Annotated in this window: 10 protein-coding genes; 1 reads left to right on the top strand and 9 read right to left on the bottom strand. The window is 60.9% G+C overall.

The window, feature by feature from the left end:
* Positions 1–28: 28 nt before the first annotated feature.
* From HX839_RS29775 to HX839_RS29805, 7 genes are read right to left on the bottom strand one after another with little or no spacing between them, the layout of a single operon-like run.
* The gene (locus HX839_RS29775) at positions 29–1429 is read right to left on the bottom strand and encodes an LLM class flavin-dependent oxidoreductase (RefSeq protein ID WP_008431781.1); all 1401 of its coding nucleotides are present in this window, start codon (positions 1427–1429) and stop codon (positions 29–31) included.
* Between the two features lie 37 nt (positions 1430–1466).
* Complete coding sequence (locus HX839_RS29780; protein ID WP_177068127.1) at positions 1467–3125, bottom strand: ABC transporter ATP-binding protein; 1659 nt, start codon at positions 3123–3125, stop codon at positions 1467–1469.
* Positions 3122–3985, bottom strand: coding sequence for an ABC transporter permease (locus HX839_RS29785; RefSeq protein WP_003219920.1), 864 nt, complete (start codon positions 3983–3985; stop codon positions 3122–3124). The genes HX839_RS29780 and HX839_RS29785 overlap by 4 nt, the downstream gene beginning before the upstream one ends.
* Before the next feature lie 15 nt (positions 3986–4000).
* The gene (locus HX839_RS29790) at positions 4001–5053 is read right to left on the bottom strand and encodes an NADP(H)-dependent aldo-keto reductase (protein WP_087694258.1); all 1053 of its coding nucleotides are present in this window, start codon (positions 5051–5053) and stop codon (positions 4001–4003) included.
* Between the two features lie 32 nt (positions 5054–5085).
* Positions 5086–6339, bottom strand: a complete 1254-nt coding sequence (locus HX839_RS29795) for an acyl-CoA dehydrogenase family protein (RefSeq protein ID WP_177068128.1) — start codon at positions 6337–6339, stop codon at positions 5086–5088.
* 23 nt (positions 6340–6362) lie between these two features.
* Positions 6363–7295: an ABC transporter permease gene (locus tag HX839_RS29800; RefSeq protein ID WP_087694256.1), complete on the bottom strand. Its 933-nt coding sequence runs from the start codon at positions 7293–7295 to the stop codon at positions 6363–6365.
* Complete coding sequence (locus HX839_RS29805; RefSeq protein ID WP_177068129.1) at positions 7292–8995, bottom strand: ABC transporter substrate-binding protein; 1704 nt, start codon at positions 8993–8995, stop codon at positions 7292–7294. The genes HX839_RS29800 and HX839_RS29805 overlap by 4 nt, the downstream gene beginning before the upstream one ends.
* Positions 8996–9428: 433 nt before the next feature.
* Between HX839_RS29805 and HX839_RS29810 the strand changes: the two genes are divergently transcribed.
* Entirely contained in the window at positions 9429–11579 is a 2151-nt protein-coding gene (locus HX839_RS29810) for a TonB-dependent receptor (protein WP_177068130.1), read from the top strand.
* 53 nt (positions 11580–11632) lie between these two features.
* Here the strand turns inward: HX839_RS29810 and HX839_RS29815 are convergent, their stop codons facing one another.
* Positions 11633–12253, bottom strand: coding sequence for a hypothetical protein (locus HX839_RS29815; RefSeq protein ID WP_177068131.1), 621 nt, complete (start codon positions 12251–12253; stop codon positions 11633–11635).
* Positions 12254–12284: 31 nt separating this feature from the next.
* Complete coding sequence (locus HX839_RS29820) at positions 12285–13289, bottom strand: hypothetical protein (protein WP_177068132.1); 1005 nt, start codon at positions 13287–13289, stop codon at positions 12285–12287.
* Positions 13290–13428: the final 139 nt, after the last annotated feature.

A 13428-nucleotide genomic window follows, 5' to 3' on the forward strand; every position in this document is an offset into this window, starting at 1 on the left:
ACCGCAGCAACGGATATGTACACAAACCTCACGCCGGAAACCGCAATGGCAACGCCGGCTTCAGCAACGCCGCCGGATCCCGATAACGCGCCCCAAAGTGGTCCCCCGGCAACCGCGCCCGCCCAGCCCCAAACAACCGCTCCCGCAACGTCTCCCCCTCGTTGTACCGCTCACGAAACCGCCCCCGACGACGCAACTCCGGCACCACCAATTCAATAAAGTCCCGCGCCGTCTCAAACGACAAATACTGCCTCAGGTTAATCCCGTCGATCCCATCCTCATCCAGCCATTTCTCAATCGCGTCCGCCACCACCGTCGGCGTACCCGCGACAAAAAACCGCTCGCGATTAAACCCACCCAACTGCGCCAATACCGCCCCAACAGTGGAGTCCGCCTTGTACCGGCTCAAACTCTCCCACCCCTTGACCTGCCGACTCACCAGATCACTGATCAACGTATCCCGCGGATACGCCGTCAAATCAATCGCCGACTGCCCGTGAGCCAGCGACGCCTCGACACTCACCAACTTGCGATAACTGTCGAGCTTGGCACTCACCTCCTCATCGGTCCGCCCAACGATCACCCCCGCCATCACAATAAACTTCAACCCCGCCGGATCGCGATCATGCTCAACTGCCTTCTGCCGCATCGCCTGGATATTCGCCCGCACCGCCGGCGCATCATTACCACCGGTAAACACCACTTCGGCATGCCGCCCGGCAAACTCGATCCCGGCCGGTGACCCCGTAGCCTGAAACAACACCGGCGTACGCTGCCGCGAAGGCTGGCACAAGTGTGGGCCGGCAACCTTGAAGTGTTCCCCCACGTGGTTGATATAGCGCACCTTGTCCGGATCGGTGTAGATCCGACGCTCACGGTCGACAATCACCGCGTCATCGTCCCAGGAGCCTTCCCAAAGCTTGTACAGCACGTCGAGGTATTCATCGGCGATCTCGTAGCGGTGATCGTGAACCACCTCAGTGTCGTGCCCGAAGTTGCGCGCCGCATTCGGCAAATACGAGGTGACGATGTTCCAGCCCACCCGCCCCTTGGTCAGGTGATCGAGGGTACTCATGCGCCGCGCAAACGCGAACGGCGGTTCGTAGGTGGTGGAAAAAGTCGCGCCGAAACCCAGGTTCTTGGTCACCCCGGCCATCGCCGGAATCACCAGCAGCGGGTCGTTGCTGGGAATCTGCATGCCCTCACGCAGCGAGGTCTCGGGGCCGTCGCGAAAGCGGTCATAGGTGCCAATCACATCGGCCAGGAACACGCCGTCAAAGGTGCCGTATTCCAGCAACTGCGCCAGCTCGGTCCAATAGTCCAGGTCGTTGAAACGGTGCCGGTTGTTGTCCGGGTGCACCCACAAACCATGGACGATGTGGCTGACGCAGTTCATCTCAAACAAATTCACGTGCAGTTGCTTGGGCACCAGGAGCACTCCTTTCGTAGATACGTTTTCCAATACGTCAGATCGCTACATTCAGGTAGAACGGGATCGGCGTGTAGTCGGTTTCAAGGGTCGGGATCGCATCGATCAGCGCGCGGGTATAGGCATGGGCCGGACGGTCGAACACCGCGCGTACCGAGCCGGACTCCACCACTTCACCGGCCTTCATCACCAGCACACGCTCGCTGACGTGATTGATCACGCCGAGGTCATGGGAAATGAACAGGCAGGCCAGGCCGAGGCGGCGCTTAAGGTCGTCGAGCAGTTCGAGAATCTGTGCCTGTACCGACACGTCGAGCGCCGACACCGGTTCATCGCAGATCAGGATCTGCGGCTCGGACGCCAACGCTCGGGCAATCGCGATGCGCTGGCGCTGGCCACCGGAAAGTTCGATCGGCCGGCGCGACAAGACGCTGGCATCAAGGCGTACCAGTTCCAGCAGTTCCAGGGCACGGTCGCGCCGGGCATGACGCGGTACGCCAGCCACCACCAGCGCTTCGAACAGCACACGCTGCACGGTGTAGCGTGGGTCGAAGGAGCTGAGCGGGTCCTGGAACACCACTTGCACCGCACGCCGGGCTTCGCGTTTTTGCCTGGCGTCGAGGTCGGACCAGCGCTGGCCATTGATCCACACCTCGCCGGCATCGGCGGTTTCCAGGCCGAGTATCAGCCGGGTCAAGGTGGTCTTGCCGCAACCCGATTCGCCCACCACCCCCAGCGTCTCGCCGCGACGCAGCTGTAGCGACACCTGGTTCAGCACCGTGCGGGTTTTGCCGTCGGGGCCGACAAAGGTTTTGGACAGCTCGCGTGCTTCAAGCAGTATTTCGCCCTGGGGCGCCGGCTCGGGCTCCACCGCCGTGAGCAGTCGGCGTGTGGGCTGGAAGTGCACGGCCTTGGCGGCCCGCAGCAGCAGTTGGGTATACGGATGACGCGGGTCTTGCAGGACCTGTTCGGTGCTGCCCTCCTCCACGATCACCCCGTGGCGCATCACGGCCACGCGATCGGCCAGGCGCGAGACCACCGACAGGTCGTGGCTGACCATCAGCAGTGCATTGTCTTCACCGCGCAGGCTCTCCAGCAGGGCGATGACCTGGGCCTGCACCGTGGCATCCAGTGCCGTGGTGGGTTCATCGGCAATGATCAGCCGCGGATTGCAGGCAATCGCCGAGGCGATCAGCGCCCGCTGGCGCAAGCCGCCGGAAAGTTGCCAGGGGTATTGGCTGGCGCGCAGTTCCGGTTCCGGCACACCGACATCCCGCAGCAGTTCCAGCACCCGCAGGCGGCGCGCTTCCAGGCCCAATGCGGTGTGCAGGTACAACGGTTCTTCGATCTCGGCACCGACGCGGCGCAGCGGGTCCAGCGCGCCCAACGCGTCCTGCATCACAAAGCCGATGCTCGCGCCGCGCAGTTGCTGCCAGGCCCGCTCGTTGAGCTGGCGCAGGTCGACGCCCTGGAAGGCCAGCTTGGCAGCCTGGACATGGGCGTCCTTGCCGGTGAGGCCAGCCAGGGTGCGGGCGGTGACGCTTTTGCCGGACCCCGACTCCCCCACCAGCGCCAGGCATTCGCCCCGGTTCAACTGCAGATTGACACCGTGCAACACCGGCTCGGCCTGGCCGAAACGTACTGTGAGGTCGCGGATATCGACCAACGGGCCGAGGGTATGAATGTTCATCGTCATAGAGGCTTTCCTTCGCTGCGGCGCAAGAGTTCGCGGCCGATGGCACTGATGGAAACAACGGTCAGGGTGATGATCAGGGCGGGCCAGGCCACCAGCCACGGCGCATTGGCCAGGAAGCTGCGCCCGATGGACATCATCCCGCCCCACTCCGGCGCAGGCGGCGGTGCGCCGAAGCCGAGGAAACTCAAGGCGGCACCGGCAGTGATCGCGCCGCCGATGCCGATGGTGGCGAGGATCAACACGGGCTTGAACGCATTCGGCAGGATGTGCCGCAGCACCACCGCCAGCTGCGATTGGCCGAGGGTGACGGCGGATTCGACGTAGCCGGCATTGCGTACGCTGAGGGTTTGCGCCCGCACCAGGCGCGCATAACGCGGCACACCGGCAATGCCTATCGCGAGAATCAGATTGGCCGTGCCCTGGCCGAAAAACGTGATGATCACCAGCGCCAGCAACAGGTCGGGAAACGACAGCAACACGTCGATCCCGCGCATCAAGGCGCCGTCCAGCCAGCGCGGCCCAAGGCCTGCGATCAAGCCGAGCAAGGTGCCCCAGGCCAGTCCCAGCGCAGTGGCGGCGAGGCCCATGAACAGCGACGAACGCACGCCATAAATCAATCGGCTGAGCACATCGCGCCCGTTCTCATCAGTGCCCAGCCAATGCACATTGCTCGGCGCCTGGAACGCCATGCGCGCCGACGCCTCCAGCGGGTCATACGGGGCCAGCCATTGCGGAACAACGGCGGCCAACAGCAACAGCCCGACAAATACCCCGGCGAGCAACAGACCCGGCCGCAGTTGGGTAAACCCGACAAGACGCAACGGGCGATTGCCGATCAACGTTTCAATGGTTTGCGTCATGCCAGGCTCCTGGTGCTAGGGCGCGGGGTTGGGAATGCGCTGGTGGATGGCCTGGATCTGCGCCTTGATCTCATCGCCAAGAGTCACGTCCAGCGCGCCGAGGTTGTCGCGCAATTGCGCCAGGCTGGTTTGCCCGGTCAGTGCGCTGGTGACGAAGGGTTTGTCGATGATGAAGGCCAGGGCCAGTTGGGCCGGGGTGAGGCCATGTTGCCGGGCAATCTCCACGTAGCCGGTGATGGCCTCCTGGGCCGAGGCACTGTCGTAGCGATTGAAAGTGCGGTACACCGCCGACAGCCGCGAGCCCTCGGGCCGTGCGCCGCCGAGGTACTTGCCGGTGAGTGCACCGAAGGCCAGAGGCGAGTACGCCAGCAGCCCGACGCCTTCGCGATGGGTGAACTCCGAGAGGCCGCCTTCGTACAGGCGGTTAAGCAGGCTGTAGGGGTTTTGCACACTGGCAATGCGCGGCAGGCCGAGGCGTTCGCTTTGCTTGAGAAACTCGGCGACGCCCCACGGGGTTTCATTGGAAACCCCGATGTGGCGCACCTTGCCGGCCTTGACCTGATCGGCCAGCACCGCCAGGGTTTCCTCGATGGCGACGCTCTGGGTGTCTGCCTGATACGGGTATTCGCGCTGGCCGAAGATGTTGGTGGTGCGGTCGGGCCAGTGCAGTTGGTAAAGGTCGAGGTAGTCGGTGTTCAGGCGTTTGAGGCTGCCGTCGAGGGCTTCGACGATGTTGCGCCGGTCGTGGCGGCTGAGGCCGTCGCGAATGTGTTGCTGGCTGCTGGGGTCACGGGCCGGGCCGGCGATTTTGCTGGCCAGGATCACCTCGTCACGTCGACCACTGGCCGCCAGCCAGCTGCCGATGTAACGCTCGGTGGTGCGCCAGGTTTCAGCCTTGGTCGGCGTGGGGTACATCTCGGCGGTGTCGATGAAATTGATACCTTCGGCCAGTGCCAGGTCGATCTGTTGATGGGCATCGTTTTCGGTGTTCTGGTGGCCCCAGGTCATGGTGCCGAGGCCCAGCACGCTGACTTGGATGTCGCTGTTGCCCAGTTGGCGGTAACGCATGGGTGATCCTTTTTTCTTCAAGGGTTGATGGCTCATACCGCACTCGCTTCGTCGCGGGCGGCCTGCTGCTCGGCGTCGGCGGCTTGCAGGCTGCGCCAGGCGGCGTTCGGGGTGACGTCATTGAGGTAGTAGTTGCCCAGTGCCCGTTCGCGAAAGATCGCCGGGTTGTGGGAGGCCAGGGTTCGTGCGTTGCGCCAATGCCGGTCGAAGCGACGCGACTCGCTGGTGGCGGAGGCGCCGCCGACTTCGAACAGCAGCGTGGTGGCTTCCAGTACCTGTTCCAGCACGATCTGTTGCGCCTGAAAAGCGCGAATCTCGGCCTCTGTGTAATGCTGTTCGGTTGCGTGCCCGCCCTGCTCCGCTTCGTGCACGTCCTGCAGCACCTCCGCGACGGCCAGCACCTGGGCGCGTGCGGCATAGGCCAGGCTCGACAAGCGGCCGATCACCCGCTGCACCAGCGGGTCATCCTTGGGGCTCGATTGCCCCGGCACCCCAAACGCGCGGGTGCGGCCCTTGACGAACTCGGTGGCGTCGCGCAGCACGGCGTTGGCGATGCCGGCCAGGGTCGCCAGGTGGAACAGCTGGTAGAAAGCGCTCAGGTAGGACTCGGCGCGCAGTTCGTCTTTCTTGAAGCGCCGCACAATGTGCTGCTCCGGTACGTTCACCGCCTTGAAGCGGGTAGTGCCGCTGCCGGTGAGTCGCTGGCCAAAGCCGTCCCAGTCATCTTCGACGGTGACACCCGGCGCGTCGGTGCGTACCGCCAGGCTGACAAAATCTTCGCCATCCAGGGCCACGGCCGCGATCCAGTTGGCGTACAGCGTGCCGGTGCAGTAGTACTTCTCGCCGTCCAGCTGCCAGCCGGAGTCGACTGCGCTGAGGGTCACCGAGTTGCGGGTGGTGTCGGTGCGCTCGGCCATGGCGGCGCCCCACAACTCGCCGTCGACGACTTTGGCGAACCAGTAATTTTGGGACTCGCTGTCACGGCTGGAAAGCCGGCCTTCAACAAACCCGAAATGCGCGCGCACAATCTGCGGCAGGTTTGAATCGGCCTCTCCCAGTTCAATCAACAGGCGAAACAACTGCGGCAGGCTTGCACCCAGGCCGCCCAAGGCCTGCGGCACACGCAGTGCGCCAAAGCCGGCCTCGCGCAGCCAAGCCACCGCGTCATGGGCCAGCTCGCGTTGCTGCTCGCGGACGACGGCGGTGTCGGCTATCCGGGCAAATACGTCAGCGAAACGCTGGTGCAAGTCGGCATAACTCACTTCAGCGGGGATCGAAGCACTCATGGTTTTTCCTTCTTCAAAGGCACTCACGCTTGGTTGGCCCGAGGGTCAATCCAGCGGTTGATCAAATCGACGGCCAGGTTCACCAGCACATAGACGGTGGCGGCCAGCAAGGTCACGCCCAGCACCACCGGTACGTCTTTGTTGCTGGTGGCATCGAGCATCAAGCGCCCGATGCCCTGGCGTGCAAACAGCAATTCCACCACCACCGCGCCGCCCAGCAGGCTGGCGAACACGAACCCGGCCAGGGTCACCAACGGCACCAGCGCATGGCGCAAGGCATGACGCAGGCGCACAGCGGTTTCGGACAAGCCACGGGCACGGGCCATGGCAATAAAGGGTTGTTCGAGGGTGTCTTCCAGGGACTGGCGCAACAGCTGGGTCAGCACTGCCGCCACCGGCAACGACAGCGCGATCGAGGGCAGGATCAATGAGCGCCAGCCAACGGAACCGGAGGGCGGCAACCAGTGCCAATGAAACGAAAACACCAGCAACAACAGCATGCCGATCACAAACGAAGGTGCTGAAGACAGCACCAGCTCGCTGCCTGAAACGGCTGAACGCACCCAACGCGAACGGTTGGCGGTGAGGATCGCGCACACCAGGGCCAATACCACCGCCAGCAACGCCGCGCTCAGGGACAGTTGAATGGTTGCACCGATCTGCTCGGCAATCGCCTGCTGCACCGGGATGCGCAAGCGATAGGACTCGCCCAGGTCGCCATGGGCCAGGCGCACCAGGTAATTGCCGTATTGCACTATCAGGGGTTGGTCCAGGCCGTACTCGGCACGTACCCGGGCCAGCAGCTCCGGGGTGGGCATCGAATCCGGCCCGCCGAGGATTGCCAGCGCCGTGTCACCGCCGCTGAAATTGACCGCGAGGAACGTCAGCGTCGCCGCGCCCCACAGCACGCCAATGCCCGCCAGCAGGCGCCAGGCGATGGATTTGAACAGGCTCATGGTTGCCCCCGGTCCAGCCAGATGCTGGTGAAGAACGGTACGTTGTGGGAGGTATCGAAAATCACCCCCTGGACCTGCCGGCCATACGCGGTGAGCACCTGGCTTTCCACCGAAGGCACCGCCGGGACGGTTTCGGTCAGGCGCTTTTGCGCCTCGCCATAGAGCGCCTGCAATTGCACCGGGTCGCGGGATTGGCGGGCGGCGCTGAGCACGCGATCCAGTTCGGCATCACGGAAGCGCCCGACGTTCTGGCCGATGATCTTGTCGGTGCTGATGGCCTGGCTGTGATAGAGCACGAACAGGCCATCGGGTGTGTTGGTGTGCCAGTAACCGCCCGCCAGCGCCTGGAACTTCCCGGCGTAGCGTTTCTCGGTCACGCGGGTCAGCGGCAGCATTTCGATGGGCATCTCGAAGCCGACTTTTTTCAGGTCGGCCTGGATGGCCACCGAAACGCTGGCGGGAAACGCCGGGTTGTCATAGGACAGCATCGTTGCCTTCAGGCGCTGCCCGTCCTTGGTTCGATAGCCCTGGGCATCGCGCCCGGTCCAGCCGGCCTCGTCCAGCAGCGCATTGGCGGCTTTCACGTCGTAGGCCAGGGCGTCGTTGTTGGGTTGATAAAACCGGGTGTTGGCCGCCAGGAAATCCGCCTTGGCGATGTATTCGCCGAAGCCGGAAATCCACGCCAACCCTTCGCGGTCAATGGCCTTGGCCACTGCGCGACGCACCCGTACATCGTCGAACGGTGGCTGCTCGACGTTGAAGGTCATGCTGCGGCTCGGGTTGCCTTTGCGGATCCGGCTGCGCATCACCAGGTCGGGGTTGGCGCGGATGGCGGCGGCATTCTGGGCCGGTGCATCAAGCGCGAAATCCGACTGGCCGGACTCTAGCGCCGTGAAGCGGATCATGGCTTCGGGGACGTAGCTCAGTTCGATACGGTCCAGGTAGGCTTCGCCCGCGTGGCGCGTCACCGGTGGCGCCCAGTTATAGCCGGGGCGCTTGATGAACACCGCGCCCTGGTCACGGGTGTAGCTCTGCAACGTAAACGGCCCGCTGCCGATGGGGTGCTCGGCGATGGTCTTCGGCGCCTCGCGAATCTGCCTGGGGGAGATCATGCTCAGCCAGGACTGCGCCAGCACATCCAGGAAAGGCGTATAGGGTTCGCGCAAATGGGCTTCGAAGGTGTAGTCGTCGATGACCTTGCCATCCAGGTACGGCGCGATATAGGCCGCGGCCAGTGGGGACTTGGTCGCCGGGTCGCGCATGTGTTCCAGGTTGGTTTGCAGCGCCTGGGCATTGAATTTCTCGCCGTCGCTGAAGGTCACGTCGTCGCGCAGGTGAAAGGTGTAGGTCTTGCCGTCGTCGGAGATGTCCCAGGAGCGGGCCAGCCACGGGCTGATATTGCCCTGCTCGTCCTGGTACACCAGGCAATCGAAGAGAATCCGGCCCATCCACTGGATGTTGCCGTTAGACAGTGCATGAACATCGAAACTGCCGGCGTCGGAGGCGGCTGAGACGCGCAAAGTTCCGCCACTGCGCCCCGGTGACGACTCATGAAAGTCCGTCGCCGAATAAGTCACTACACCGTTGGTGACCGTGCCATCAGCCGCAGACGTTTCATGTTTCGGTGCCGCAGCCGGTGAGCAGGCATTGACTGCCAGGCACAGTGAAATAACCGCTGAAAGTTTCAGGATGGTTGTCAATGACACTTCCTTAGAGGAACTCGATGAACACTGAAAGTTTGCAATTACGGGGTGTAATGCAGTGAGCATGCCAGTCTTCAAGAAACGCCATATTGACCACGAAACCAGCGCAAAACCCTTGTAAAACGAGGCGAACACTGCCAAACACTTATATGGTTATACCCGTTATACTCCCCGGAATTGTTGGTAGCCTTACACACTGCTTATCAGCTGTTGCGTTCGCGACAGCTGCGGTAATCCCAGCCATTAAAGTTGACTGTTGAGAATCAAACACCGATTCAAAACAAAGTATCCCGCAGAACACTTAACCTTAACTAAGCGCCCGTATTCCTTGGCCAATAGTCTTGGCATAGAAACTGCTCAGAGCGAAACAGGCATGACTATTCGAATAGAAAGCTGGGGCTCTTTTATCTATTCACAAGGAACACGCTTAATGGATCCAATCTTTCGGGGAGAGTTGCAAAAGTTGACACTTGCCGTGCGGCAAGCAACTTGGCTGGCGATGGTGGGGCTGGGCTCAGCCCTGGTTTTTGCCGCCAGTGTGCAGGCAGATGATGAGGTCACACCGACGACCGGAACACGGCTAAAGACGGTGACAGTAGAGGCACAAAAAATCACGCCCGTTGAGGCAGCCAAAAGTCAGCTGTCCGAAGTGCCAGGCGGCACCAGCGTGGTCGACAGCGAACAGGTGGCCAAGGGACGCACCGCCACCTTGCAGGACACCCTCGCCTATCAGCCGGGGGTGTTCGTGCAGTCCACCGGCGGCAACGACGCGGCCAAGATCTCCATCCGTGGCTCGGGCGCCAACACCTCGCCGGGGTATTTCCGTGAGGGCATCAAGTTCCTGTTCGACGGCCTGCCGATCACCGGCCCAGGCGGCACACCCTATGAATTCCTCAACGGCTCGGGGGTGAACTACACCGAAATCCTGCGGGGGGCCAACGCCTTCCAGTACGGAGCACTGAGCCTTGGCGGCGCCATCAACTTCGTCAACCAGACCGGCTACACCGCACCCGGGCTGCGGGTGCGAGCGGAAACCGGGAGCTACGGCTACAACAAGCAAAGCCTGAGCGTCGGCGGCGTCGAGGGTGCGTTCGATTACTACCTGAATGCCGACAACTACCGCAGCGACGGTTACCGCGACTACAGCCTGTCGAAGAGCCAGGGCGTGGTGGCCAACTTTGGCTACCGCTTCAGCCCGCAACTCGAAACCCGGGTGATGCTGCGTTACCGCGACGAGTTCCACAACGACCCGAGCGCTACCACCCTGGATGCGGTCAAGCACCATTCCGACCGTGCCAGTGCCACCGCCGAAAGCAGCGGCGCCGGCAGCCGTCGCCCCGGCAGCGTATGGCTGGGCAGCAAGACCACCTACACCTTTGAGGACGACGCCACCCTGTCGGTAGGTTTCGTCTACTACCAGTACGCCCACAACAACAGCCCGAACAGCCCGAGCAACCCCAGCTACTGGGACTGGCATGACCTGAGCGCGGTGATCAACTACGACCGCCGCGACACCCTGTTCGGCCACGAAAGCCGCTCCAGCCTGGCCTTCACCTCCACCGAGCACCTCAAGGGCCAGGTCGACTCCACCTTCGCCAACAAACAGACGCGCAAGTTCGTCGACTACAGCTCCTCGTTCGATCACGTGTTCTCCGTGGGCAACGACCTGGAACTGGTAGACGGCCTGTGGCTGACCAGTGGCGTCTCGGCGATCAACGTGCGCCGCCATGCCGACGTCAAGGAAGCCCTGGTGGCCAACACCACCACCTACCCGAGCGATGTGACCTACGACAACTGGAGCCTGGCACCGCGAGTGGGCGTGCGTTACGAGTTCAACCCACAACTGCAAGTGTTTGCCAACGTCAGCCGCTCCGTCGATCCACCGGCGTCCTGGGAATACTCCGGCTCCGGGCCGACCACGCCGTACGTACGGCCGCTGGTGGAACAGAAAGCCAATACCGTGGAAGTCGGGATCAAGGGTTCATCGGGCATCTTCGACGGCAGCCTGGCGCTCTACCGCTCGTGGGTGAAAAATGAATTGCTTAACGTACAGATCATCCCGGCCACCTCCACGGCTGCTGCGGTCACCGGTGCATTCAACGCCACGCCGACGATCCACCAAGGGATCGAGGCCGGCTTGAATACACGCCTGTGGGAAAACACCTCGGGTGAAAAAATCACCCTGCGCCAGGTGTATACCTATAACGACTTCTACTACCGCCACGACCCGACCTTCGGCGACAACCAACTGCCGGGGATTCCGAAGCATATCTATCAGGGCGAAGTGCAGTATCAGCACCCGGCGGGCTTCTATACCGGGGTGAATGTGCAATCGGCTTCGCGTACGGCGGTGGATTATGCGAACAGCTTCTATGCGCCCTCCTACACAATCTTCGGGGCGAACGTGGGGTATGAAACGCCGAGCAAGGACTGGAAGGTGTCGCTGGATTTGAAGAACCTGACCAATCAGAAATACGTGACGGCGGTGCAGCCGTTGTATGACGCGAAGGGGCAGGATACGGCGTCGTTGTATCCGGGGGATGGGATTGGGGCTTATGTGGCGGTGGAAATGCGCTATTGAGGCCTCTGCGTCAACCGTCGACAGAACCCGTTAGGCGCTGTCGACGATTTAACTCAAATCTTGCCTAGAAGACGAATGACAAACACAGCCCCTTGCCCGACCGAATGATCTACCGCGTGCATCAACGCTTTCGCAGCATCTGAAGAGAAGCCAGCCGAAATGGTGACCGACGCCAGGATACCTAGAAAATAAATAACCCAATCTTTTCGGCTAAGACGGTTAGCTGCCTGTGCAGCCGTATCCAGTTGGTTTTTCAGTATCGCAAATTGTTGTGCGCTAACATCGGCATTGCTCTTTAACTCATCGAGTACCTGCTTAAACCCCTGCTGAATCTTGGCTATATCTTGGGGTGTAAACGAGGTTTGTTGACTCTCGATTTCGATGCTACCGAACAATTGAGCCTGAATCGACACGCCAGTAAGCAAAACATCTGCTTCGCTGTAACTGCTGCCCATGAGCCTTAGTTGTAAATAACCGTCGCTACCGGCGTCGACTAGAACAGATGTTCCAATAGTCAACGTCTCTTTCCGGTCCGGAAACTTAGCACCTCCGATCACAAAATCGGCACCGTCTGTTGTGCAGTTAATCGCGGTGATAACAACGTCGAAAGGGGTGAATTCTTCAGCTACTTTTTTTCGAAGTACCTTGCGGACAGGTTGAGATGGAGGGGTCATGAGCGTCCTTATGTATGGATTGCCTTAGGCGTTAGATGGTTACGGCGAAGCGCTGAGCATCAAGGGCAGGAACGGCCGAAAATCCGGCGCCCTTCCTGAAACTCATGTTATGGACAAAATTCCTCATAGCATCAGATGGATCGATGGTTTCGAGGTTAAGTCCGTCAACAGTTAACCTAGAGAACGCAACACTCAGAATTGGCTGTTCCTCCATATGACCTGTCGAGCTGTTGAGCACATTGTCAAGAGCGGTGACGATGACCAGGTCATCCGGCAGGATTGCCAACAACTCTCGACCTACTCGCAGCGCGCAGCTGCACACGTAGTCCTGATGGAGTTCGTTGAACCGACCAACTGGCATAGCTTTGGTCGACAACTTGCCGCTTTTGAGTAGAGATTTGATTTCGGCAGGAATCACGTCGGAGCCATGGATAGCGACTTTGGCTTCTAGGACACCACCTTCATGAACAATCATCTGAATAGCTGAGCCGAGGTGTGATATTTCTGCAAACGACTCGAAAGCTTCGATGGCATCTAGCTTGGCCTGACGATCACCATCAAGGATACGGATAGCAATGTCCCTCTCCTCTGCCCACTCGGTATGGGCAGTTTTCCATCCATCAAGCTGAGCCTGATATCGCCTTTCGTCTTCCGCCTTCGCGGCGCCAATCTTGCCTACCAGGGCTATACGCTGACGAGCCTCTAGCTTGAAGAGCCGAGCCCAGAAATTGGGGTGATATGTAGCGGCCGCATGCGTAGCTTCTTGCTCGAGAGTATTGCTTTTGAGTGGCTGTCCAGGTTCAGGGTTGGAGAGAAGTCGCTTCCATTTTACGGGCTCGGCACATTCCTTGTGCATCGAAAGGAGGATGTCTACGTGATTTTCGTAAACCTCACATTCATACGCTGCTTGCTCCAGCGCTTCCATCTTTGCGTACTCTTTCTGTCGCTTTTCAAGTTCGCGCTGACGGCGATGAGCGTTTCGTTCCGATCGCCGCGCAGACGCTTGCAGCGAACGTACAGTCCCTTTCCAACCCATCACGACTCTCCATAACGTTCATATGACGGCACATTAATATAACTCCTAGCGTTGCCTGAATCACCTGCGCATTTCGTAACCGAAACATCAGTTAGCCCATAAAAAACGCATTTGTACTCTACGCTTCTCAGAGCAAGGG

This window comes from Pseudomonas sp. I8001 (genome assembly GCF_013385345.1).
Taxonomy (GTDB): Bacteria; Pseudomonadota; Gammaproteobacteria; order Pseudomonadales; family Pseudomonadaceae; genus Aquipseudomonas.